General features: G+C 67.4%; 21 protein-coding genes. 10 read left to right on the top strand and 11 right to left on the bottom strand.

Going from position 1 to position 22794, the window contains the following annotated elements:
- Positions 1 to 21: 21 nt before the first annotated feature.
- Positions 22 to 1626 (bottom strand): MASE1 domain-containing protein, encoded by a 1605-nt coding sequence (locus QP552_RS07005; RefSeq protein ID WP_111112545.1) that lies wholly within the window; start codon positions 1624 to 1626, stop codon positions 22 to 24.
- Between the two features lie 51 nt (positions 1627 to 1677).
- Positions 1678 to 2955, bottom strand: coding sequence for an FAD-binding oxidoreductase (locus QP552_RS07010; RefSeq protein ID WP_345782975.1), 1278 nt, complete (start codon positions 2953 to 2955; stop codon positions 1678 to 1680).
- A 161-nt stretch (positions 2956 to 3116) separates the two neighbouring features.
- On the opposite strand from QP552_RS07010, the gene QP552_RS07015 reads away from it, so the two are divergent.
- The 3 genes from QP552_RS07015 (at position 3117) to QP552_RS07025 (ending at position 6473) form a co-directional block, all read left to right on the top strand.
- Positions 3117 to 3878 (top strand): gamma-glutamyl-gamma-aminobutyrate hydrolase family protein, encoded by a 762-nt coding sequence (locus QP552_RS07015; protein WP_286075414.1) that lies wholly within the window; start codon positions 3117 to 3119, stop codon positions 3876 to 3878.
- On the top strand, positions 3875 to 5272 hold the full coding sequence (locus QP552_RS07020) for a glutamine synthetase family protein (RefSeq protein WP_111112543.1): 1398 nt from the start codon (positions 3875 to 3877) through the stop codon (positions 5270 to 5272). The genes QP552_RS07015 and QP552_RS07020 overlap by 4 nt, the downstream gene beginning before the upstream one ends.
- A 91-nt stretch (positions 5273 to 5363) precedes the next feature.
- The gene (locus QP552_RS07025; RefSeq protein ID WP_106550350.1) at positions 5364 to 6473 is read left to right on the top strand and encodes a polyamine ABC transporter substrate-binding protein; all 1110 of its coding nucleotides are present in this window, start codon (positions 5364 to 5366) and stop codon (positions 6471 to 6473) included.
- A gap of 38 nt (positions 6474 to 6511) precedes the next feature.
- Here the strand turns inward: QP552_RS07025 and QP552_RS07030 are convergent, their stop codons facing one another.
- On the bottom strand, positions 6512 to 7912 hold the full coding sequence (locus QP552_RS07030) for an NAD(P)-binding domain-containing protein (protein ID WP_286075417.1): 1401 nt from the start codon (positions 7910 to 7912) through the stop codon (positions 6512 to 6514).
- A gap of 272 nt (positions 7913 to 8184) precedes the next feature.
- Here QP552_RS07030 and potA point away from each other — a divergent pair, with 272 nt between their 5' ends.
- The 4 genes from potA to QP552_RS07050 all read left to right on the top strand — a co-directional run bounded on the left by potA (position 8185) and on the right by QP552_RS07050 (position 12537).
- Entirely contained in the window at positions 8185 to 9321 is a 1137-nt protein-coding gene (gene potA, locus QP552_RS07035) for a polyamine ABC transporter ATP-binding protein (protein WP_010486163.1), read from the top strand.
- A complete protein-coding gene (locus tag QP552_RS07040) occupies positions 9318 to 10250 on the top strand; it encodes an ABC transporter permease subunit (protein ID WP_054171376.1) in 933 nt (310 codons plus the stop codon). The genes potA and QP552_RS07040 overlap by 4 nt, the downstream gene beginning before the upstream one ends.
- Positions 10247 to 11089, top strand: a complete 843-nt coding sequence (locus QP552_RS07045; protein ID WP_004151945.1) for an ABC transporter permease subunit — start codon at positions 10247 to 10249, stop codon at positions 11087 to 11089. The genes QP552_RS07040 and QP552_RS07045 overlap by 4 nt, the downstream gene beginning before the upstream one ends.
- An 83-nt stretch (positions 11090 to 11172) precedes the next feature.
- Positions 11173 to 12537, top strand: a complete 1365-nt coding sequence (locus QP552_RS07050; RefSeq protein ID WP_111112541.1) for an NAD-dependent succinate-semialdehyde dehydrogenase — start codon at positions 11173 to 11175, stop codon at positions 12535 to 12537.
- A 105-nt stretch (positions 12538 to 12642) separates the two neighbouring features.
- Here the strand turns inward: QP552_RS07050 and QP552_RS07055 are convergent, their stop codons facing one another.
- The 8 genes from QP552_RS07055 to QP552_RS07090 form a co-directional block, all read right to left on the bottom strand.
- Positions 12643 to 13665: a magnesium and cobalt transport protein CorA gene (locus QP552_RS07055; RefSeq protein WP_049431296.1), complete on the bottom strand. Its 1023-nt coding sequence runs from the start codon at positions 13663 to 13665 to the stop codon at positions 12643 to 12645.
- Between the two features lie 6 nt (positions 13666 to 13671).
- Positions 13672 to 14934, bottom strand: a complete 1263-nt coding sequence (locus QP552_RS07060) for a DUF4105 domain-containing protein (RefSeq protein WP_286075420.1) — start codon at positions 14932 to 14934, stop codon at positions 13672 to 13674.
- Positions 14931 to 15812 (bottom strand): transporter associated domain-containing protein, encoded by an 882-nt coding sequence (locus tag QP552_RS07065; protein ID WP_005408827.1) that lies wholly within the window; start codon positions 15810 to 15812, stop codon positions 14931 to 14933. Before QP552_RS07065 ends, QP552_RS07060 begins: the two co-directional genes overlap by 4 nt.
- A gap of 64 nt (positions 15813 to 15876) precedes the next feature.
- Positions 15877 to 16464, bottom strand: coding sequence for a hypothetical protein (locus QP552_RS07070; protein WP_286075421.1), 588 nt, complete (start codon positions 16462 to 16464; stop codon positions 15877 to 15879).
- The gene (locus QP552_RS07075) at positions 16464 to 17072 is read right to left on the bottom strand and encodes a hypothetical protein (protein ID WP_286075422.1); all 609 of its coding nucleotides are present in this window, start codon (positions 17070 to 17072) and stop codon (positions 16464 to 16466) included. Before QP552_RS07075 ends, QP552_RS07070 begins: the two co-directional genes overlap by 1 nt.
- A 77-nt stretch (positions 17073 to 17149) precedes the next feature.
- Complete coding sequence (locus tag QP552_RS07080) at positions 17150 to 17758, bottom strand: hypothetical protein (protein WP_286075423.1); 609 nt, start codon at positions 17756 to 17758, stop codon at positions 17150 to 17152.
- A 48-nt stretch (positions 17759 to 17806) separates the two neighbouring features.
- Positions 17807 to 18292: an rRNA maturation RNase YbeY gene (gene ybeY / locus QP552_RS07085; RefSeq protein WP_005408831.1), complete on the bottom strand. Its 486-nt coding sequence runs from the start codon at positions 18290 to 18292 to the stop codon at positions 17807 to 17809.
- Positions 18289 to 19275, bottom strand: a complete 987-nt coding sequence (locus QP552_RS07090) for a PhoH family protein (protein WP_106550359.1) — start codon at positions 19273 to 19275, stop codon at positions 18289 to 18291. The genes ybeY and QP552_RS07090 overlap by 4 nt, the downstream gene beginning before the upstream one ends.
- Positions 19276 to 19716: 441 nt before the next feature.
- Between QP552_RS07090 and QP552_RS07095 the strand changes: the two genes are divergently transcribed.
- The 3 genes from QP552_RS07095 to QP552_RS07105 are packed head-to-tail and all read left to right on the top strand — an operon-like array spanning position 19717 to position 22726.
- A complete protein-coding gene (locus tag QP552_RS07095) occupies positions 19717 to 20673 on the top strand; it encodes an HlyD family efflux transporter periplasmic adaptor subunit (RefSeq protein WP_286075425.1) in 957 nt (318 codons plus the stop codon).
- A 20-nt stretch (positions 20674 to 20693) separates the two neighbouring features.
- Positions 20694 to 21617: an ABC transporter ATP-binding protein gene (locus QP552_RS07100; RefSeq protein ID WP_286075426.1), complete on the top strand. Its 924-nt coding sequence runs from the start codon at positions 20694 to 20696 to the stop codon at positions 21615 to 21617.
- On the top strand, positions 21614 to 22726 hold the full coding sequence (locus QP552_RS07105) for an ABC transporter permease (RefSeq protein WP_008265309.1): 1113 nt from the start codon (positions 21614 to 21616) through the stop codon (positions 22724 to 22726). Before QP552_RS07100 ends, QP552_RS07105 begins: the two co-directional genes overlap by 4 nt.
- Positions 22727 to 22794 lie beyond the last annotated feature (68 nt).

The following is a 22794-nucleotide window of genomic DNA, read 5'->3' on the forward strand; positions in this document are numbered from 1 at the left end:
CATCTCCTTTCATTGGGAACGTCAGATCGCGGCCCGGGGGGCGCCAGGGTCGATGGAGCGTGTGCTTTCCTTCACGGCTTCAGGAGCGCCTGCCTGGCGGGGAGCTTCCCGTGCTTCGGTCAACACCATCCTGAGCCTGTTACCACTCAAGTCCATGTGGCCCGCGTGTGCGAGGACCCGGCCCAGCAGCTGCTCGTTTGCCAGTTCCTTTGCCCGGCTTCCCAGTGATTCGTGGCGGTCCAGAAGAGCCACGCAGATGAAGGCACCACGCTTCCGGATGGAACTTCCGCAGCGGATACTGACCGAGATCTGTCCAGACTCGCATTTCAATAGAAGCGATACCGCATCGACCACGAGTCGATAGGCAGCGAGCTGCAGGCCGACCCCGAGCGCGCAGGGGTCCCCCGTCAACCTCGGCTGGCCGATTCGATGCGTAGCATTCCATGCCTCGCGCACCCCACCTGCCTGCAATGCCACGTACAGGCCCAGCTGTTCCAGGGCGGCGGGATAGATCATGCTGGCCTGGGCCCGGAACAGGCGTGAATGCACCTCCGAGGTATGCCGCAGGCTGTCGGCCACGGCGTGATGACCCTGGGCATGCAGCCAGTTCACCATTTCATTCAGGGACAGGTCCATGCCATCGCCCAGCTGGCGCAGGTGCGCCGCCCGTTCGCGCAGGTCCATCTCGCTGGCCAGATGGGAATTCCGCGCAAGCTGCAGGGCCGCTCTGCCATCTTCCTCGCGCAACCGGTGCTGGCTCTGGAAGTGGGTGATGCGCGCACCGAGCAGCAGCAGGGCGATGCTGGCGATGGCCATGGCCTGCTGGGTGGCGAAGGTGGCCGGATCGAATGCCGTCGGGTGGTCGGCAGGCGCGCTCAGGCCAAGGATCATGTTCACGGCGGCGACACCGATGGCCGCACCGCGCCATCCCAGCAGGCAGGTCAGGGCGATTGCGGGAATAGGCAGGATCAACAACAACTGCAGCGAACCAGGGGCCGTGATCGAGGCAGGTACCGGCGTCGCCTGCAGGCCGATGACCAGCATGGCGCCGAGTGCTGCGACCGTGGCCGCAACAGACCGGGTTGTCCATTTTTCCTCGGCGCGGCGTATCCACAGCAATGCCAGAGGCGCGAGGATCAGGATGCCGGTGAAGTCGCCCAGCGCATAGCGCAGCACATTGGTGAGAAATGTCTCTTCATGCAACGGGGCCCAGAGCAGGTACGAGATTCCCAGGTTGAGCAGGCTGATGACCGTCGCGGCGCATGCCGCGATGGAGATCACGCCGACGATCGTGGTACGTGCCAGCAGTCTCCGGTGCAGGCGCACGATCAGCATCACGGCAGGCATCAGGAATACCGAGGCCAGGATCACCCAGGTCAGGTTGTATTTGCTGATCAGCGGGATGCGCAGATGCGCGAAGTAGGCGTATTCACCAATCAGCAGGTAGGGCCAAAGACGGGGCGGGCACAGCAACAGCGCGGCCACCCGCACGCCGGCAGGCAGGAAGAACTGGTCCAATGACAGCTTGCGCGCGCCCCAGCAGGCGATGGCATAGAGCAGCGCCAGCACCAGCCCCTCGGGGCTGACGCGTATCTTCACCTGCAGGCCGTCCTTCCACCACTGCATCCACGTGCTCCCCCAGCTCCTGCGCCGATTATGTGGCTGGGAAGGGGCCCGCTACCACAACGCATCCCGCAGCTTGTACCACGACATCGCCGCCACCAGCAGCGGCGTGCGCAGCAGCCGGCCGCCGGGGAAGGGCGCATGACGCAGGCGCTGGAACACGTCCAGGCGCTCGCTCTGGCCGGCGATGGCGGCGGCGATCACCTCGCCGGCCAGCCCGGCGGCGGCGACGCCATGGCCGGAGAACCCCTGCGCGAAGTACAGATTGCCGTCCAGCCGGCCCCAGTGGGGTGCGCGGTTGCGGGTGATGTCCACGTAGCCCCCCCAGACCTGCTCCAGCGCCACGTCTGCCAGCTGCGGGAACACCTGGTGCATGCGCCGCTGCATCACCCCGCGCAGGCCGGGCGGGGGCAGTGCCGAGTAGCTGGCGCGGCCGCCGAACAGCAGGCGGTGGTCGTGGCTGAGGCGGAAGTAGTCCAGTGCCCAGGCGGTGTCGGCCACGGCCATGTTGTTGCCGATCAGGGCGCGGGCACGTTCGGCACCCAGTGGCTCACTGGCACCGATGTAGGTGCCCACCGGCATGATCCGCCGCTCCAGCTCGGGCAGCAGGCCCTGCAGCCAGGCGTTGCCGGCCACCACCAGGTGTGCGGCGCGCACGCGGCCCTGGGCAGTGTGCAGGCTCGGCTGCGCTCCGCGCTGGATGCGCACCACGGGCGAATCCTCGTGGATGACCACTCCCGCCGCACGCGCTGCAGCGGCCAGGCCGCGCGCGTACGCCAGCGGGTGCAGGTGCGCGCTGAGCGGGTCGAACATCGCGGCTCGATAGCGCGGGCTGTCCAGCTGCGCGCGCAGGGCGTCACGGCTCCACCACTGCATGGGGTAGTCGTAATGCCGTTGCAGGTGCTCGCAGTTGGCCTGCAGGTCGCGCTCGTGGCGTTCACGGATGGCGACGCTGGCGTGGCCTTCAACCCAATGGCAGTCGATGCGGTGGCGATCGATGCGGGTGCGCATCGCCTGCACCGCGTCGCGCGACCAGTCGAACAGGTGGCGTGCATCGTCGCGACCCAACTGCCGCTCCAGTTCGTCCACCTCGCAGCCGTAGCCGACCAGTGCCTGGCCGCCATTGCGGCCGGAGGCGCCCCAGCCGATCCGCTGCGCTTCCAGCAGCACCACGCGCTGGCCGCGCGCGGCCAGTTCCAGGGCAGCAGTGAGGCCGGTATAGCCGGCGCCGAGCACCGCGACATCGGCGTGTACGTCACCCTGCAATGGAGGCAGTGCAGGCGGCTCGGGCAGGCTGGCTGCGTACCAGCTGGGCGGGAAGGCGGCGCTCACTGCTGGCCTCGCGGGCGCAGGGCGGCAGGACGGAGCGGGGCAGGTCGATCAGCGTTCACCCGCATAGTTTCACCGATGCGCGACGGCCGTGGCGTGACGGCGACGACTTGCCGCATTCGCCGGGCGACGGGTAACGTGTCGGCACGCCAAGGAGTTTTCCCATGCACCGCCTGCCCTGGGTGGGCCTGCCCACCGACAGCACCGTGCTCGGCCATCATCGTTTCGCGGTGGTCGGCGAGAAGTACGTGCGCGCGTTGGTGGAGGCAGCCGGAGCAACCCCGGTGGTCCTGCCCAGCCTGCAGCCGCCGTTGCCGGCCGCGGAGTGGTTGCGCGGGCTCGATGGCCTGCTGCTGACCGGTGCGGTCAGCAACATCGAACCGCAGCACTATGAAGGCGGCCGCAGTTGGCCGGGGAACCCGCATGATCCGGCCCGCGATGCCAGCGCCTTCGCACTGCTGCACGAGGCGCTGGCGTTGGACCTGCCGGTGCTGGCGATCTGCCGCGGCTTCCAGGAGCTGAACGTTGCGCTGGGTGGCACGCTGCATCCGCAGGTGCACGCGGTACCGGGTCTGTCGGATCATCGTGAAGACCCGCAGGTGCCGGTTGAGGTGCAGTATGGGTCGGCCCATGCGGTCGCCCTGGCGGCTGATGGCTGGATGGCGCAATGGCAGGGCGGCGACCGCGCACAGGTCAATTCGGTTCACGGGCAGGGCATCGATCGACTGGCGCATGGGCTGCAGGTCGAGGCCGTGGCCGATGATGGACTGGTCGAGGCGGCGCGCAGCCCACGCCATCGTTTCGTGCTCGGCGTACAGTGGCACCCGGAGTGGCGTGTCATGGATTCGCCGTTCTATCACGCTATTTTCCGTGCGTTCGGCCAAGCTTGCCGGCAGCACCAACAGAACCGACTGGATTCCCGATGAGTTCCCGAACGCGCCCGCGCAAGACGGCTACGCCCCCCGCACCGCAGGAAAGCAGCCTGCTGCGCTGGCTGAAGGAGCGGCGCATCACCGAGGTCGAATGCCTGGTGCCGGATATCACCGGCAACGCGCGCGGCAAGATCATTCCCGCCGACAAGTTCTCGCACGACTACGGTACGCGGCTGCCCGAAGGCATCTTCGCCACCACCGTCACCGGCGAGTTCCCTGATGACTATTACGAGCTGACCTCGCCGTCGGACTCGGACATGATGCTGCGCCCCGATCCTGACACGGTGCGCATGGTGCCGTGGGCGGCCGACGCCACCGCGCAGGTCATCCACGACTGCTACACCAAGAACGGCGAGCCGCACGAGCTGGCACCACGCAACGTGCTGCGCCGCGTGCTGGCCGGGTATGCCGAACTGGGCCTGCGCCCGGTGGTGGCGCCGGAGCTGGAGTTCTTCCTGGTGCAGAAGAACACCGACCCGGATTTCCCGCTGCTGCCTCCGGCCGGACGCTCCGGCCGCCCGGAAACGGCGCGGCAGTCGTACTCGATCGATGCGGTCAACGAGTTCGACCCGATCCTCGACCTGATGTACGACTACGCCGATGCGATGAAGCTGGACGTGGACACGTTGATCCATGAGTCCGGCGCGGCGCAGCTGGAGGTCAATTTCACCCACGCCAATGCGATGGACCTGGCCGACCAGGTGTTCCTGTTCAAGCGCACCATGCGCGAGGCGGCGATGCGCCACGGCGTGTATGCAACGTTCCTGGCCAAGCCGATGGAGAACGAGCCGGGCAGTGCCATGCACATCCACCAGAGCCTGGTGCGGGTGAGTGACGGCAGCAATGTGTTCGCTGGCGATACCGATGCTGAAGGCGAGTTCAGTCCGGTGTTCGGCCACTATCTGGGCGGCCTGCAGAAGTACGCGCCGCAGGCGATGGCGTTCTTCGCGCCGAACGTGAATTCCTACCGCCGGCTGGTGTTCGGCGAAGTCTCGCCGAGCAACGTGCACTGGGGCTTCGACAACCGTACCTGCGGCCTGCGCGTGCCGCTGGATACGCCGGAAAACATGCGCGTGGAGAGCCGTTTCGCCGGCTCCGACGCCAATCCCTACCTGGCGATGGCCGCGACCCTGGCCTGCGGCCTGCTTGGCATCCGCGAGCGGCTGGCACCAGACGCGCCGGTCACCGGCAGTGCCAAGGAACTGGGCTACAACCTGCCGCGCTCGCTGGGCGAAGCGCTGGATGGCCTGGAGCAGTGCAGCGAGCTGCAGGCCCTGCTGGGCGAGCGCTTCTGCCGAGCCTACATCTCGGTGAAGCGCAAGGAATACGAGACCTTTTTCCGTGTCATCAGCTCGTGGGAGCGCGAGTTCCTGCTGCTGAACGTCTGAGCATCTGGAATAGAAAAATCCGCCGCCGGGGGGTAGGCTGGCACCCGTCGCCGGCCCCGCCGGCCCCCCTTCCCGCATTCTGGAGCACCCGATGAAGCTGCGTATCCTCACGCTCGGCCTGGCCTCCGCCATGCTTGCCGCCTGTGGCGGTGGCAACGGCGGCGCGCAGGACAGCCAGGTCCTGAACGTCTACAACTACAGCGACTACATCGCCGAGGACACCATCCCGACCTTCGAGAAGGAGAGCGGCATCAAGGTGACCTACGATGTGTTCGACAGCGATGAGATGGTCGAGACCAAGCTGCTGGCCGGCAACAGCGGCTACGACGTGGTGGTGCCGACCCTGAACTTCTTCGGGCGCCAGATCCAGGCCGGCGTGTTCCTGCCGCTGGACAAGAGCAGGATCCCGAACCTGGCCAACCTCGATCCGGCGGTGATGAAGCGCATCGCCACCCAGGACCCGGGCAACCAGTACGGCGTGCCGTACATGATCGGCACCACCGGCATCGGCTACAACGTGGAGATGCTGAAGCAGCGTTTCGGTGGCAGCACCGACATCGCCAACAGCTGGGACCTGGTGTTCAAGCCGGAGAACATCAGCAAGATGAAGGACTGCGGCGTGACCATCCTGGACACGCCGGCGGACATGATTCCGATCGCGCTGCACTACCTGGGCCTGGACCCGCACAGCGGCGACCCGGCCGAGCTGCAGAAGGCGGCCGACCTGCTGAAGTCGATCCGCCCGTACGTGCAGAACTTCCACTCCTCGCAGTACGTGGGTTCGCTGGCCAATGGCGGTACCTGCCTGGTGGTCGGCTGGTCGGGTGACATCATCCAGGCCCGCGACCGTGCCGAGGAAGCCAGCAATGGCGTGCACGTGGCCTACTCGATCCCGAAGGAAGGCGCACCGCAGTGGTTCGACATGCTGGCAATCCCGAAGGACGCCAAGCATCCGGAAGCCGCGTACGCGTTCATCAACTACCTGCTGCAGCCGAAGGTTGCAGCGGCCAACACCAACTTCATCCATTACGCCAACCCGGTGCCGACCGCGACCCCGCTGGTGGACGAGGCGATCCGTACCGACCCGACCATCTACCCGCCGGCCGATGTGGCCGAGAAGATGTTCACGTACTCGATCAACACGCCGGAGACCGACAAGCTCTACACCCGGCTGTGGACCGAGGTGAAGACCGGCCGGTAAGCGGCGCGGGTAGCGCCGGGCCATGCCCGGCGGCTGCCTTACCCTGCGTCGGAGTCGACCCTGTCGCTCCGGCCAAGGTGCTGCAGGATGGCAGGCAGCAGGTCGCGTGCATCGCGACCGCCGTTGCACAGGAACGACGAACTCATCCGCTGCAGGTTGTGCATGCCGATGAAGAACAGCCCCGGTTGCGGTGAAACACCGAACTCGCCCAGCGGGTAGCCATGTGCATCCAGCGCGCCCGGTACGTCGAGCCAGGGCCATTCGGCGACGAAGCCGGTGGCCAGCACCACCGAGCGGATGCCCGCGGGCCGCAGGTCCAGTTCGCGCGGGGATGCGTCCGGTTCCCAGTGCAGATAGACCTCCTCCGGAATGTAGCGGGCATCGTCGGTGCGTGGCTCGGGACGCGTGGCGTAGTACGCGCTGGCCAGCGAATCGAGATAGGCGTATTCGGCCCGCGTCGCCTCGATCGCGGTACGCAGCTGCGGGCGGACATCGGCGAAGCGGGCGATGCTTCCATCGAAGCCCTGCAACCGGCCCAGCAGCCTGATGCCCGCGCGGTGCATCGCCAGCAGGCTGATCGAGCTGCCGAGGCCGCCGCTTCCCTTGCCGGAAATGAGCGGGAACTCCGCGGTACGCGCCTTGCGCAGCGCATCCGGTTCCCCGGCCAGCACGCCCGCCGCTTCACTCACATGCTGGTGGATGCGCCCGGCCATGTCCCACCAGGTCATCGAGTCCTTGCCGCGCAGCCGGCGGGTATGCGAATGACGCTGGGCCAGTGACCAGTACACGTTGCGACCGCTGTCGCGCAGGTCCTGGGCGATCTGCGCGCCGGACTGCCCACCGCCGATGACCAGCACGGCGCCATCGGGCAGCTGGCGGGCACTGCGGTAGTCGCCCGAGTGCAGCACGGCAAGGCCGAGCGCGGGCGCGAAGGGGACCCGGGGCATCCGCGCACGGCGGTACTCACCGGTCGCCACCACCACCGCGCGGGCATGGATCAGCCCCTGGCTGCTGTCGATGGCATAGCTGCCGCACTCGGGCGCGACCCGATGTACCGCGCACCCTTCGCTGATCGGCAACACGCGCTCGTCGGCATAGTCGCGGAGCCGGCGGATCACCTCCGGGGCGCCCATGAAGCCTTCCGGGTCATCGCCCGAATAGGCATGACCGTGCAGGGCCATGGTCGCGTTGGCGGTGTTGGTCTGGAACGAATCCCAGCGCCGCTGCCAGCTGGCGCCCACGGTTTCGGCCTCCAGCACGCGATGCTCGACGCCGGCCTCCTGCAGGAGTGCGCTGAGGGACAACCCGGCCTGGCCGGCGCCGATGATGGCCAGCGGCAGCCCTGCGGGCACGGATGACGACGGACGGGAAGGGAGAGCGGAGGGGCTGACGGGGGGAATCAACGGGATGGGTCCATGCAAGGCCTTGATCCGGGCCATTGCGCGGGGGATGCCCCGGGCCTTCAACAGATCCCGCTCCGAAAAACGTTGCAGATCGGGTCGTTGCCCGTGGTGTCTGGCCGGGACGCCGCAGGCGCGATCGGGCAGCCCCGGCCTTTTGCGCGGACGGGCCCTGATGGCGGGGTAAAACCGACACCCCCTGCAGCCCGGGAGCGGGCCGCTGGCGGCTTCCGCCCGTCGCCGTCATATCCCCTTCGGCCCCCGGCCGTTAGAATGGCGGCCGCTGTCCACCGCCCGCTCCCGGAGCCCCCATGCCCGTTGAAGCCCAGCCGGTAGCCGCCGTCGTCGACACGACCGGTGCGCCCGGCTATCTCTCCATTCGTGATTTGCGCAAGGAATTCGACGGTTTTGTCGCCGTCGACGACGTCAATCTGGACGTGCGCAAGGGCGAGATCTTTGCCCTGCTCGGTGGCTCCGGCAGTGGCAAATCGACCCTGCTGCGCTGCCTCGGCGGCTTCGAGACGCCCACCAAGGGCAGCATCACCCTCGATGGCCAGCGCCTGGACGCGCTGCCGCCGTACCAGCGGCCGGTCAACATGATGTTCCAGTCCTACGCCCTGTTCCCGCACATGACGGTCGAGCAGAACATCGCCTTCGGCCTGAAGCAGGACGGCCTGGGCAAGGACGCGATCAGCAAGCGCGTCGGCGAAATGCTGGACCTGGTGCAGATGGGCCATCTGGGCAAGCGCAAGCCGCACCAGCTGTCCGGTGGCCAGCAGCAGCGCGTGGCGCTGGCGCGGTCGCTGGCCAAGGGGCCGAAGCTGCTGCTGCTGGACGAGCCGATGGGCGCGCTGGACAAGAAGCTGCGCTCGCAGATGCAGCTGGAACTGGTCAGCATCATCGAATCGTCGGGCGTGACCTGCGTGATGGTCACCCATGACCAGGAAGAAGCGATGACCATGGCCACCCGCATCGCGGTGATGGATGCCGGCTGGATCCAGCAGGTCGGCAAGCCCGACGAGGTCTACGAGCAGCCGGCCAACCGCTTCGTCGCCGAGTTCATCGGCTCGGTCAACCTGTTCGACGGGGTGATCGACGAGGACCTGCCCGAGTACGTGACCGTGCGTTCGCCGCTGTTCCCGGCGCCGATCTACATCGCGCACGGCATCACCGGTTATGAAGGGCAGCCAGTCGCGTTCGCACTGCGCCCGGAGAAGGTGATGATCGGCAAGGACGAGCCGGAAGGGCACACCAACAAGGCCCAGGGCGTGATCGAGGACATCGCCTACTTCGGCAGCCACTCGGTCTACCACGTGCGCCTGCCCAGCGGTGCCAAGGTACTGGCCAATTTCGCCAATTCGCAGCGCTGGGCCAGCGATGGCCTCACCTGGGGCGACAGCGTGTGGGTGCACTGGCGCGACAACGACGGCGTGGTGCTGACCTCATGAGCACGGCCGGCCTGAAGCGCTGGCTGCCGGGGCTGCGTGCCACGGTGATCGGCATTCCGTACCTGTGGCTGCTGCTGTTCTTCGCAGTGCCGTTCCTGATCGTGCTGATGATCAGCTTCTCGCTCAGCCGGGTCGGCTCGCCGCCGTATACCTGGCTGCTGCAGTACGTGGACGGCGGCTTCTCGCTGAAGCTGAACCTGGAAAACTACCTGGCGCTGTTCCGCGATTCGATCTATGCGCAGGCGTTCCTGAGCTCGATCAAGATCGCGGCGATTTCCACCTTCCTGACTCTGCTGATCGGCTACCCGATGGCCTATGCCATCGCCCGCCTGTCGCCGGCCGCACGCAACGTGGCGATGATGCTGGTGGTGCTGCCGTCGTGGACCTCGTTCCTGATCCGCGTGTACGCGTGGAAGGCGATCCTGGACCGAAATGGCCTGCTCGACCAGTTCCTGCAGTTCACCGGTCTGCAGTCGCTGATGACGTCGATGGGCCTGCCGAAACTACAGCTGATCGACACCCCGACCGCCGCCTACATCGGCATCGTCTACTGCTACCTGCCGTTCATGGTGCTGCCGCTGTACGCCAACCTGGTCAAGCATGACCACCGGCTGCTGGAAGCGGCCTACGACCTTGGCGCCAAGCCGTGGCAGGCGTTCCTGCGCATCACCCTGCCGTTGTCGAAGGCGGGCATCATCGCCGGTTGCATGCTGGTGATGATTCCGGCGATCGGTGAATTCGTGATCCCGGAAATGCTGGGTGGCTCGGAGACGCTGATGGTGGGCCGCCAGCTGTGGAACGAGTTCTTCAACAACCGTAACTGGCCGGGCGCCTCGGCGATGGCGGTGGCGATGATCCTGTTGCTGCTGGTGCCGATCCTGCTGTTCAACCGTTCCCAGCAGCGCCTGCTGGAAGGGAAGCAGGCATGAGCCCGCGTACTGCCAAGGGCCTGGGGTTGGGCGTGCTGCTGCTCGGCTTCGCCTTCCTGTACCTGCCGATCCTGCTGTTGATGTTCTATTCGTTCAACAGCTCGCGGCTGGCGATGGTCTGGGCCGGATTCTCCACCCGTGCCTACAGCGACCTGTTCGCCGACCGCGCGCTGATGGATGCGATGTGGACCAGCCTGGTGGTTGCGTTCTGGACCGCCTGCACCGCCACCGTGCTGGGCACGCTGGCGGCCATGGTGATGACCCGCTTCAAGCGCTTCCGCGGCAAGCCGCTCTTCGGTGCGCTGGTCACTGCACCGCTGGTGATGCCGGACGTGATCCTGGGCTTCTCGCTGATGGCGCTGCTGGCCTCGATGGGCGCGATTCCCGGCTTCCCGGCACGCGGCCTGACCACGATCTGGATCGCGCACGTCACCTTCACGCTGTGCTTCGTCACGGTGGTGGTGTCCTCGCGCCTGCAGGAAATGGACCTGTCGCTGGAAGAAGCGGCGATGGACCTGGGCGCGAGCCGGCTGACCGTGTTCGGCCGCATCACCCTGCCGATCATCGCGCCGGCGCTGGTGGCGGGCTGGCTGCTGGCCTTCACCCTGTCGCTGGATGACGTGGTGGTGGCGAGCTTCGTCGCCACGCCGGGCTCGACCACGCTGCCGATGAAGGTGTTCGCTTCGGTGCGCATGGGCATCAGCCCGAAGATCAATGCGTTGGCCACGCTGCTGGTGTCGGCGGTGTCGATCGCCGCGGTGATCGGCTGGTACATCAATGCGCGTGCGGAGAAGCGGCGCCAGCGCGACCTGCAGCTGGCGCGCCAGGACAACGGCTGAGCACACGGCCTGTCGACAGCACCGGCAACATCCGGCTCACGGCCGGCGGCGCACAATGGGGGTCTTCCAGAAGGAGATCCCCCATGACCGTCGAGATCGTCGACCCGGCCACCGGACAGGTGACCTACCGCCATGAATTGATGGGCGCTGCCGACATCGAGCAGCGCCTGCAGGCCGCCGCCGAGGCGTTCCCGGGCTGGGCCGAGCGCTCACTGCAGGAGCGGGGCGCCATCCTGCGCCGGATCGCCGCGCAGCTGCGCACGCGTCGTGACGATCTGCAGCAGGCGATGACCCACGAGATGGGCAAGCTCAAGGCCGAGGCGCTGGCCGAGGTCGACAAGTGCGCGGCCGCCTGCGAGTACTACGCCGACCATGCTGCCGACTACCTCAAGCCGCAGCTGATCGACACCGAAGCCCAGCGCAGCTACGTGCGCTACGAGCCGATCGGCTGCGTGTTCGCGGTGATGCCGTGGAATTTCCCGATCTGGCAGGTGTTCCGCTTCCTCGCCCCGGCGTTCATGGCCGGCAACGTGGCCCTGCTGAAACACGCCAGCAACGTACCGCAGTGTGCCGACCTGATTCTGGCGGTGTGCCGTGATGGTGGCCTGCCGGACGGCGTGTTCGACGTTCTGCACATCGACAACGACCAGGCCGCCGACGTGCTGCGCGACGCACGGGTGAAGGCGGTGACGCTGACCGGCAGCGAGCGGGCAGGGCGCTCGATCGCCTCCAACGCCGGCAACCAGTTGAAGAAGTCGGTGATGGAGCTGGGTGGAAGCGATGCCTTCGTGGTGCTCGACGATGCCGACCTCGACAAGACCGTGGCGGCGGCAGTGAAGTCACGCTTCGACAACAGCGGGCAGACCTGCATCGCGGCCAAGCGCTTCATCGTGGTCGATGCGGTGGCCGATGAATTCACCCGTCGCTTTGTGGAAGCGGCGGGTGAGCGCCAGTACGGCGATCCCGATGAGCGGGGCACCACGCTGGCGCCAATGGCGCGCGCCGACCTGCGTGACGAACTGCACAAGCAGGTGCAGGCCAGCGTCGCCAAGGGCGCACGCGTGCTGGTCGGTGGCGAGCCGATTGCCGGTACGCATGCCGGTTATCCGGCCACGGTGCTCGACCAGGTCGGCCCGGGCATGCCGGCCTACGATGAAGAACTGTTCGGTCCGGTTGCCGCGGTGATCCGGGTGAAGGATGAGGCCGAGGCACTGCGCGTGGCCAACGACACCCGTTTCGGCCTGGGCGGCAGCGTGTGGACGCGCGACCCGGTGCGCGGCGAAGGCTTTGCCCAGCGCATGGAATGCGGTGCCGCGTTCGTCAACGCCATCGTCAAGAGCGATGCGCGGCTGCCATTCGGCGGCAGCAAGCAGTCGGGTTTTGGTCGCGAACTGGCCGACCACGGCATCCATGAGTTCATGAACATCAAGACCGTCTACGTGGCTTGATGGATCATCCGATGTGCCACGACCAACGGTCGTGGCCTACCGGTTGGGTGGGTATCGACCGTTGGTCCCCGGGTCCGGTAGGTATCGACCGTTGGTCGATACGCTCTACAACCACTTCGCGCGCTTGAACAACCGGTACAAGCCCACGCACACACCGCCCACGCCAACGATCATCAACGGGTACGACCACGGCTCGCTCAGCTCCGGCATGTGGCTGAAGTTCATGCCGTACCAGCTGGTGATCAGTGTCGGCGCGGCCAGCAGCGCGGCCCAGGCACCCAGTCGCTTCACCGTCTCGCCCTGCGCCAGTGTCACCAGCGAAAGGTTCACGCTCAGCGCGGTGCCCAGCATCTCGCGCAGGGTGTCGATCACATCGCTGATGCGCACCGCATGGTCATGCACATCACGCACGTACAGCTTCACTTCGTCGGGAATCAGATCGCCCTGGTAGCGGCGGATCTGGGCCAGCACATCCTGCAGCGGTGCCACCGCCATGCGCATCTTGTTCAGTTCGCGCTTGAGCTCATACAGCCGCACCACCGTGCTGCGCTTGTAGGTGTCGGCGAAGATGTCCTTTTCCAGCAGGTCCAGGGTGTCGCGGAAGCGGTGCACGATGGGCAGGTAGTTGTCGACCACGAAGTCGGTCACCGCGTACAGGCAGTACGACGGGCCCATCTTCAGCAGCTGCGGCTCGCGCTCCACGCGTGCACGTACCGGGGCGTAGGACAACGAGGCGCCGTGGCGCACCGTCACCAGGAAGCGCGGGCCGAGGAAGGCATGGGTTTCGCCATACTGGATGCGCTCGTCGACCATCTGCGCGGTGGTCACCACCACGAACAGCGAATTGCCGTAGGTCTCGACCTTGGGGCGCTGGTGCGCATTGCGCGCATCCTCGATGGCCAGGTCGTGCAGGCAGAATTCTTCCTGCAGTTTCAGCAGCACGTCTTCGTTGGGGTCGTACAGGCCGACCCAGACGAAGCCGTTGCCGCTGGCAATGACATCGCTGATGGCGTCCAGGCTGATGTCGTGGCGCTTGCCCTCGTCATCGTAGTGGACGCAGTTGATGACGCAGGTAGGGTTGGCCGAAGCCGGGGCGGAAGCGGAGGCGGGCAATGACATGCCCGCCATCGTGCGTCAGGGCCGTGTTTCGGACAAGTGAGGACGACGCGCCAGCACCCACGCCAGGGCGACGTGCACCGGCAGCAGCAGCACGATCCACTGCACGTTGTACTGCGCCTGCAGGCTCAGCCAGTGCAGCACCAGCGCGGCCACGGCCTGCACTGCCAGCAGCCACAGCACCACCCTGAACATGCGGCCCGGCACGCGCCGGCGCAGCAGCGCGATCGCACCCGGCAGCAGCAGCACGGCCAGCGGCGAAAGCAGCAGCAGGTTGCGGTTGGCCCACGCGGCGTAGTGGATGCTGAAGCCCCACAGGAACACCAGCACGCCACCGAACAGGGCACACAGCAGCCAGAACGGCAGCGCCAGCCCGGCCAGCAGGCGCGGACGGCGACGCAGCGCCAGCACGCCGGCGGCGATCACCAGGCCGCACAGCAGCCACGGCCACCAACGGCGCGCGAACTCCTTCGGCTCCGGGGCGATGCGGTGCGGCAGCAGTTCCTGTTCGGACTGCACCAGCGGCCGGCCATCGCTGTTGCGCGCCTGGCGCAGGGCATCGGCCAGGCGCATCGGCACGAACGCCTCCTGCCAGCGCGACAGCGGCTGGTCGGCGAACGGCCCCAGGCCGACGTCGAAGCCCAGCCACATCCACGGCGCCGGCGAGGCCAGGCGCACCGATTCGCTGCGGTAGGTGTTGCCGCGCGAGCGGCCGGCCAGCTGTGACTGCAGGCCGCCACCCAGTGCCTTGTCCACGGTGTCGCGCACCATCGTGGCGCAGTTGGCGGTGTAGTAATCGTAGTGGTAGCGCGCGTTTTCCGGTTTGGCCCGTTCGGCCAGGTCGGCGGCCAGCGAGCGGGCCTGGTCGGGGCGCAGGTCCAGCCACTGCACGCTGGCGCCACGGCCGGTCTCGTCGTAGTAGGACAGGTCCTGCTGCAGCGGCAACGCCACCAGGTAATACATCATGTCGCCGCGTGCGAAGCGGCTGATGAAATCGTCTTCGGACGGATCGAAGTAGCCGAAGTTGTACGAGGTCGCTTCGCCGCTGAGCGGATCGGCCACGACGATGGCGTCGTGGCCGAAGCGTTCGAAGAACACCGTGCCCGGCTGCATGGTGACCACGCCGATGCGCGGGGCAGGGGCCTCGGCACCGGTGCCGGGCGCAGCAGGTGTGGCCGCCACCGGCTGCGCGAAGGCGGCCAGCGGCAGGGTCATGGCCAGCACGCATAGTGCCAGCCACAGCGTCAGGCGCAGTGCCAGGATGGGGCCGCGGCGCTTCAAGCGTCGTCCTGCGCGTCCGGCGGCAGCACGGTCACATGGAAGGCCTGCACCCGGCGCGCATCTGCGCGGGCCACGCGGAACATGAAGCGGTCCAGCGCCAGTTCGTCCCCGACTTCCGGCAGGTGGCCCACGGCCTCGGTGACCAGGCCACCGATGGTGTCGTAGTCCTCGTCGGAGAAGGTGGCACCGAAGCGTTCGTTGAAGTCGCCGATCGGGGTCAGCGCGTCGACCACGTACTGGCCGTCGGACTGGATCGCGATCTGCGCGGAAGGATCCTCGGCCTCGTCATGCTCGTCATCGATCTCGCCGACGATCTGTTCCAGCACGTCCTCGATGGTGACCAGGCCGGCGACACCGCCGTACTCGTCCACCACGATGGCCATGTGGTTGCGCGACAGGCGGAACTCCTTCAGCAGCACGTTGAGCTTCTTCGCCTCCGGGATCAGTACCGCCGGGCGCAGCAGCTCGCGCACGTTGGCCGGGCCGTTGTCGGCAACCACGCCGCGCAGCAGGTCCTTGGCCAGCAGGATGCCGAGGATGTCGTCCTTGTTTTCGCCGTGCACCGGGAAGCGCGAATGGCCGGATTCGACCACCTGCTTCATCAGTTCCAGGAAGGGCGCTTCGACCGGCAGCGAGACCATCTGCGAGCGCGAGATCATCACGTCGCCCACGGTCAGCTCGGCTACCGAAATGGCGCCTTCCATCATCTTCAGGGTATCGGCGGCGATCAGACCCTCTTCCTGCGCGGTGTGCAGGACAGCGACCAGCTCGTCGCGGGTATGGGGTTCGCCGGAGAAGGCGGAGGTCAGGCGTTCAAGCCAGCCGCGCTTCTTTTCACTGTGCTCCGCAGGGGAGCTACTACTGTCGTCTTCTGACATCTCTGGAAAAAAGGCACCCGGCAGGCCGGGCGTTGGCCCAAGTCTAGCAGGATGTGGCGGCCTGTCAGTGACTGCCGGTGGCCGGGGCAGGGGAGCCCGGGGCTGCCGCTTCCTCGGGCAGATCCAGGCTGTAGGTGCAGCCGGCCAGGGTCTTGCCGGGGTGGGAGGCCACGGTGGAGACGCTGAGGATGATCGACTCGATCTGGGCCTCGCCGGTCCGCGCGTCGGTCACATCGCGGCTGACCACCTCGCGGCCGGCCATGAACTTGCCATCCTGGTCGTAGCCGGTTTCCAGCGCCAGGCGCTTGGCCAGCGGCCGTGGGTCGGCCTGGTCGAGGACGGCCATGACGCTGGCACCGGCCACCGCCACCCGCTCGGTGCTCACGCCGAACACGCTGATCGGCTGGGCCAGGCGGTACTCGCTCATGAACTGGTTGCCCTGCGGCAGCGGCTGCAGGCCCTGGGCCACGGCCTTCAGCGGGTCGGCCAGCAACGGCGCCAGCGCGGCCTGGTCGGCCACGCCCTGGCGGCATTCGATCAGGGCCGGGAGATCAAGGCTGGAGGCGAAGGCAGGCTGGGCCGCAAGGGCACACAGCAGGGGCAGGCAGCAGCGCAATGACACGAGCGGTTTCCGCAGGCGGAGGGCGGCCATCATAGCTCCGGCGTACGCCTGAACGGTGCGGTGAGACGGCGGGCGAATGCGATCATCAAGGCCCGTATCACCATCAATGACAGGGTGAGCACCACCGAGGTCATGGCGATCTGCATGGCTTGCGCTGCGGCACGCACGGCGGCCGGCCACAGGCCCGGACCGGTCAGCCAGGGCATCAGCTCGTCCATCGCCTTGCCGCTCGCTTTCAGGTAGATCAGGGCCAGCACGAACAGCACCAGCAGCGAGGACCGGCTGGCGTGGAAGAACGGCAGCGCGTTGGCCGGGCGGCCGAGGTGCCGATGCACCAGCATCCGCCACAGCACCGGCAGGGTCAGCGCACCCGCCAGTACCAGGATCATCGACGCCCCCCACAGTCCGGGGGCATGGGCCGGTTCCCGCTCGCCATTGAGATGCGGGCCGATCAGGCCGATCGCCGCGCCGGTCAGCAGGCAGAGGGGCGACAGCAGGGCCAGGCTGCGCAGCAGCCAATGCCTGCCGCTGGGGTCGCGGGCGCTGATGCGGCGCACGGCATAGGCGCCAAGCGCCAGCAGCACGGCGAAAAGACCCACGCCGAGCGTAAACATCATCGAGCCGTTGTCCGAGGTCATCCTTGGTTTCCTTGCGCCCCATGCCTGGCGGCGAACAATAGCGCAGCGCGCGGACCGGCGCCCGCAGGCCACGTTGGTCAGGGGGATCGCCGCTGCGATGTCGCCGGATACCAGCGCAGCCTGACCGGGTAGCCCAGTTGCACCTGCAGGTGGTCGCGCACGGTCGCCGCCGTTGCGCGGTTGGCTGGGGTATCCCGGAGTTCCACCTCCAGCTCCCCGGTCTTGACATCCAGGCTATAGCCGAACAAGTCGGGCAGCTGGGCCCGCAGCCAGTCCCGCTGTGCATGCAGGCGGCGCTCCATCTCCGCTTCGGTCATCGCGGCGCCGGTGATGTAGTGCACACGTTGCGGGCCATCCGCCCCTGTGTGTGTCTCATCGGCCTCGGGTGCGGCGCCTGTCAGTCGCACCACAACGTTCCAGCCCGTCGCATTGTCCACCCAGAGGCCGGCCAGGCGGGCCGCGTGCCGGGCTTCCAGGCGGTCGATCAGCGCCCGTTGCTGGGCGGTGGCGACGGTATTGCGGGTGTCGCGCTCGTTGCTGCCAAAGAACGCCCGTAGTTCGGCGATCTTTGCGGTGATGTCGGCCTCGCTGTTACTGGTGGGGAACGGTGAGGGACGGTCAGGATCGGGCATCAGGCCAGCCCCGGACTGCAGTAGCGCGGCAAGCACAAGTGCGGGCAGGGACATGCTGCGCTCCTCTTCCGTGAGTGCGTGGGCTCGGAACAGAGCCCGGTGTCAGCGCTCGCCCGCGTACGGGTCGTCGATGCCCAGCTCGGCCAGGATCTCGCGTTCCAGCTGTTCCATCGCTTCGGCTTCCTTGTCGTCCTCGTGGTCCCAGCCGAGCAGGTGCAGCACGCCGTGCACGGTCAGGTGCGCGTAGTGGGCGTTGAGCGCCTTGCCCTGTTCGTCGGCCTCCCGCGCTACGACCGGTGCACAGATCACCAGATCGCCGAGCAGCGGGAACTTGACGCCCTTGGGCAGGCCTTCGGGCACCTCGGCCGGGAAGCTGAGCACGTTGGTGGCGTAGTCCTTGCCACGGTAGTGGCGGTTCAACGACTGGCCTTCCTTGGCGTCGACCACGCGGATGGCCAGGTCGGCCTCGCGGATGCGGCCCTTCAGCGCGGCAGCCACCCACTTGCGGAAGCTCACTGCCGCCGGCAGGCCGGCACGCGGCAGGGCATAACTGACGGCGACGTCCAGTCGCACGGGACCACGGGTCATGGAGTTGCTCCAGGTTGGATCTGATGCAGGTCGCGGCGGTCGTAGGCGCTGACGATGCGCGCGACCAGCGGGTGGCGGACCACGTCGCGCGATTCAAAGAAGGTGAAGCTGACACCCTCCACGTCGCGCAGCACATCGATGGCATCGCGCAGGCCCGACTTCACGTGCTTGGGCAGGTCGGTCTGGGTCAGGTCACCGGTGACCACCGCCGTGGAGCCGTAGCCCAGGCGGGTCAGGAACATCTTCATCTGCTCGATGGTGGTGTTCTGTGCTTCGTCCAGGATCACGAACGCATCGTTGAGCGTGCGGCCGCGCATATAGGCCAGCGGCGCGATCTCGATGACGTTCCTTTCCAGCAGCTTGACCACCTTCTCCACGCCCATCATCTCGTACAGGGCGTCGTACAGCGGTCGCAGGTAGGGATCGACCTTCTGGCTCAGGTCGCCGGGCAGGAAGCCCAGCTTCTCGCCGGCTTCCACTGCGGGGCGGACCAGGATCAGCCGCTGCACCCGCGATTCGTTCAGTGCTTCGACCGCGCTGGCCACGGCCAGGAAGGTCTTGCCGGTGCCGGCCGGCCCGATGCCGAAGTTGATGTCGTGGGTAGCGATCTGGTGCAGGTAGCGGGCCTGGTTGGCACCGCGCCCGCGTACCGTGCCGCGCTTGACCTTGATCGCCACCTCCTGTGCTTCATAGGAGCGCTCGGCGATCTGCTCGACATTGGCCTGCGCCAGGCGCAGGTGGATGGCGTGGTTGTCGAAGGTGGTCTCGGTGGTCTCGGCGTACAGTGCCTCGACCAGCTTCTGCGCCTCGACGATGGCCTCGTTCGGCCCGCTGATGCGGAACACGAAGCCACGGTTGGCGATTTCCACGCCGAGTTTCAGTTCGATCTGCCGCAGATGACCGTCGAACGGGCCACACAGGTTGGCCAGCCGTTCGTTGTCTTCCGGCGACAGGGTGAAGTCTCGATGCTCGATGCTTTTCATTGCTTCGGGTGGGGCGGACGCCTTCCACCGCAGTGTATTCAGGGGAGACAAGGGTAGCGCGCGCACGGGGCGCACGGCCAGCAGCAGGCCGATACGCGGTTCTCCACACCCGGTGTGGACGGGGTGCGCGAAAACCTGTGGATAGGCCCTCGCAGTGCTTGTGCCACAAGGTCCATGAGGTGGTGGTGAAAAAACCGTCACGGCCGGTCGGCCCGTGTGACGGCAGCGCATGTTCCGCTGCCAGGCACCCAATACGGCCACCTCCCGCCGGTTTTCCACACCGGCTGTGGAATGATGCTGAACCAAGCTGTGGATAGGTGGCGCGGAGCCTTGCGGTAAAAGGCCCGGCAGCCGGCGGTGAAAAAAACACCATGGCTGATTGCAATCATTGTGGGTGCACGGGGCGCATGGCACCGTGGCGCCGTCGCAGGAGGGGATGGCATGGACACCGGTAGCTGGACACGTGGAATCGGACTGGCAGGCCTTGCCCTGCTGGCAGGCTGTGGCCAGGCGCCTCCGGTTGCACTGGGCACGCTGGAATGGGATCGGATCACGGTGCCGGCGCCGGCGGCCGAGGTGATCGCTACGGTGGAGGTGCGCGAGGGCCAACAGGTCAAGGCCGGTGCGGTGCTGATGCAGCTCGACCCAGCGCGCGGCGACGCGCAGTTTGCCGCCGCCCAGGCCGACACGGTGCGCGCGCAGGCGCAGCTGGAAGAGCTGAAGATCGGACCGCGCCAGGAACAGATCGCACAGGCCCAGGCACAGCTGGCCGCGTTACGGGCGCAGTCTGCCGAAGCCAGTGCCTACTACCGGCGGGTGCAGCCGCTGGCACGCCAGCGCCTGATCGCCGCCGCCGAGCTGGACCGCGCACGGGCCGCCGCCGGCAATGCCGAGGCCAGCGTGCGTGCCGCCGAGCAGGCGTGGCTGGAACTGGTGCATGGCAGCCGGGCGCAGGACATCGCCCAGGGCCAGGCGGCGGCGGACGCTGCGCAGGCGCAGCAGGTGGTGCAGGGCGTCAACCTGCGGAAGCTGCAGCTGCGCGCGCCCCGCGATGGCGTCGTCGATGCCTTACCCTACCGGCAGGGCGACCAGGCGCCGATCGGCGCACCGCTGGCGGTGATGCTGGTCGGCGAGCGCCCCTATGCGCGCGTCTACCTGCCGCAGCCACTACGGTTGCAGGTCAAGGTCGGGCAGGCCGCGCAGGTTCATCTGGAAGGGCAGGGAGCCGCGTTGAAGGGGCATGTGCGCTCGATCCGCAGCGAGCCTTCATTTACGCCGTACTACGCGTTGACCGGTGACGACGTGGCGCGGCTGAGCTACCTGGCCGAGATCGAAGTGGACGACGCTGCCGACATGCAGAAGTTGCCGGCGGGAGTGCCGGTGCAGGTGAGCTTCTGAACACCGGCGGCGACATTGCGGTGCATGCGCAGGGCCTGACCCGCCGCTTTGGCGATCTGCTGGCCGTGGACAACGTCGACCTGACCGTGCCGCGCGGACAGGTCTACGGCTTCCTCGGCCCGAACGGCTCGGGCAAGTCGACCACGATCCGAATGCTGTGCGGCCTGCTGGAACCGAGCGCGGGCCAGATCGAGGTGCTCGGCCTGGCCGTGCCGGAACAGGCCGAGGCGCTGCGCCGGCGCATCGGCTACATGACCCAGCGCTTTTCGCTGTACGAAGACCTGTCGGTGCGCGAGAACCTGGAGTTCCTCGCCGCCATCCAGGACCTGCCGCGCGCGCAGGCCCGGCAGCGCGTCGATGCACTGTTGCAGCAGTATCGGCTGCAGGACCGGCAGCCGCAGCTGGCCGGCACGCTCAGCGGTGGGCAGAAGCAGCGCCTGGCCTTGGCCGGTGCCGTCGTGCACGCCCCGGAACTGCTGTTCCTCGACGAGCCGACCAGTGCGGTCGATCCGGAATCGCGCCGCGATTTCTGGGAGGCGCTGTTCGAACTGGCCGACGCCGGCACCACCGTGCTGGTCTCGACCCACTACATGGATGAAGCCGAGCGCTGCCACCGTCTGGCGATCCTTGATCGTGGCGCGCTGGTGGCCGATGGCACGCCGGCCGAACTGTGCGCGCGGCTGCAGGGGCGCACGCTGCAGGTCACCTCTTCGCAGCCGCGCCAGGCCAGCCGCGCGCTGGCCGAACTGCCTGGCGTGCTGAGCGTGGCGCAGATCGGCACGCAGCTGCGCGTACTGTGCAGTGAAGACGCCGCCGACATGGCCACGTTGCAGCGCGCATTGGCCAGTGCCGATCCGCAGGCCCGCATCGACGCGGTGGCGCCGAACCTGGAAGACGTGTTCGTCGCCGCCACCCGCGGCCGTGGCCGGGAGCCGGCGGCATGAACCTGCGCCGGCTGTGGGCGATCATGCTCAAGGAACTGCGGCAGCTGCGCCGCGACCGCATCACGCTGGCAATGATCGTCGGCATTCCGGTGATGCAGCTGCTGCTGTTCGGCTATGCGATCAACCTCAACCTGCGCCACCTTGATGCGGGTGTGGCCGACCAGGCCAACAGTGCGGCCTCGCGCGCGCTGGTGCAGGACATGGTCGCCACCGGTGTGATCACCCCGCGCAGCGAAGCCTACAGTCCGGACCAGCTGATGCAGGCACTGCGCCGCGGCGAGATCAGTGTCGGCATCGTGGTGCCGGCCGATTTCGAGCGTCGCCGTTTCGATGGGCGCGAAGCGGTACAGGTGCTGGTCGATGGCAGCGACACCGTGGTGCAGAGCGCGGCGATCCAGCTGGCCCAGGTGCCGCTGGATACGCGCCCGACCAGCAACACGCGGCCGCTGCGCGAAGGCAGCATCGCCAGTGGACAGGTCAGCGTGACCAGCTTCTACAACCCACAGCGGCGCTCGGCGGTGAACATCGTGCCGGGGCTGATCGGGGTGATCCTGACCATGACCCTGGTGATGTTCACGGCGGTGGCGGTGGTGCGCGAGCGCGAGCGCGGCAACATGGAACTGCTGATCGCCACGCCGGTATCGCGCAGCGAACTGATGGTCGGCAAGGTGCTGCCCTACGCAGCGATCGGCCTGCTGCAGACCACGCTGGTGCTGGTGCTGGGCACCTGGCTGTTCCAGGTGCCGATCCGCGGCAGCCTGCTGGACATCTACCTGGCTGCGGTGCTGCTGGTGCTGGCCAACCTCGCGCTGGGCCTGCTGATCTCCACGCGCGCGCGCTCGCAGTTCCAGGCGATGCAGATGACGTTGTTCCTGTTCCTGCCGTCCATCCTGCTGTCCGGCTTCATGTTCCCGTTCGCCGGCATGCCGCGGCCGGTGCAGTGGCTGGCCGAAGTGCTGCCGCTGACCCATTTCCTGCGCCTGGTGCGCGGCATCATGCTGCGCGGTGCCTCGCTGTGGGAGCTGTGGCACGACGCATTGGCACTGCTGGCCTTCATCGTGGTGATGATGACGCTGGCGATCCTGCGCTTCCGCAAGCGCCTGGATTGAGGGCAGGGGTCGGATCCCCGCAGGGGCTCCGACCCCATGGATCGTGCCGGCAGGTCGGAGCCCCTGCG

Source organism: Stenotrophomonas sp. 59, assembly GCF_030291095.1.
Classification (GTDB): domain Bacteria; phylum Pseudomonadota; class Gammaproteobacteria; order Xanthomonadales; family Xanthomonadaceae; genus Stenotrophomonas; species Stenotrophomonas maltophilia_Q.

Bases quoted from the DNA above. Each gene is read 5' to 3' on its own strand.
- ybeY (WP_005408831.1), bottom strand. From the start codon at position 18,292: ATGACCCGTGGTCCCGTGCGACTGGACGTCGCCGTCAGTTATGCCCTG.
- QP552_RS07075 (WP_286075422.1), bottom strand. From the start codon at position 17,072: ATGACCTCGGACAACGGCTCGATGATGTTTACGCTCGGCGTGGGTCTT.
- QP552_RS07050 (WP_111112541.1), top strand. From the start codon at position 11,173: ATGACCGTCGAGATCGTCGACCCGGCCACCGGACAGGTGACCTACCGC.
- QP552_RS07030 (WP_286075417.1), bottom strand. From the start codon at position 7,912: ATGGCCCGGATCAAGGCCTTGCATGGACCCATCCCGTTGATTCCCCCC.
- QP552_RS07070 (WP_286075421.1), bottom strand. From the start codon at position 16,464: ATGGCCGCCCTCCGCCTGCGGAAACCGCTCGTGTCATTGCGCTGCTGC.
- QP552_RS07040 (WP_054171376.1), top strand. From the start codon at position 9,318: ATGAGCACGGCCGGCCTGAAGCGCTGGCTGCCGGGGCTGCGTGCCACG.
- QP552_RS07020 (WP_111112543.1), top strand. From the start codon at position 3,875: ATGAGTTCCCGAACGCGCCCGCGCAAGACGGCTACGCCCCCCGCACCG.
- QP552_RS07065 (WP_005408827.1), bottom strand. From the start codon at position 15,812: ATGTCAGAAGACGACAGTAGTAGCTCCCCTGCGGAGCACAGTGAAAAG.
- QP552_RS07005 (WP_111112545.1), bottom strand. From the start codon at position 1,626: ATGCAGTGGTGGAAGGACGGCCTGCAGGTGAAGATACGCGTCAGCCCC.
- QP552_RS07025 (WP_106550350.1), top strand. From the start codon at position 5,364: ATGAAGCTGCGTATCCTCACGCTCGGCCTGGCCTCCGCCATGCTTGCC.
- QP552_RS07045 (WP_004151945.1), top strand. From the start codon at position 10,247: ATGAGCCCGCGTACTGCCAAGGGCCTGGGGTTGGGCGTGCTGCTGCTC.
- QP552_RS07055 (WP_049431296.1), bottom strand. From the start codon at position 13,665: ATGGCGGGCATGTCATTGCCCGCCTCCGCTTCCGCCCCGGCTTCGGCC.
- QP552_RS07105 (WP_008265309.1), top strand. From the start codon at position 21,614: ATGAACCTGCGCCGGCTGTGGGCGATCATGCTCAAGGAACTGCGGCAG.
- QP552_RS07090 (WP_106550359.1), bottom strand. From the start codon at position 19,275: ATGAAAAGCATCGAGCATCGAGACTTCACCCTGTCGCCGGAAGACAAC.
- QP552_RS07015 (WP_286075414.1), top strand. From the start codon at position 3,117: ATGCACCGCCTGCCCTGGGTGGGCCTGCCCACCGACAGCACCGTGCTC.
- QP552_RS07080 (WP_286075423.1), bottom strand. From the start codon at position 17,758: ATGTCCCTGCCCGCACTTGTGCTTGCCGCGCTACTGCAGTCCGGGGCT.
- potA (WP_010486163.1), top strand. From the start codon at position 8,185: ATGCCCGTTGAAGCCCAGCCGGTAGCCGCCGTCGTCGACACGACCGGT.
- QP552_RS07095 (WP_286075425.1), top strand. From the start codon at position 19,717: ATGGACACCGGTAGCTGGACACGTGGAATCGGACTGGCAGGCCTTGCC.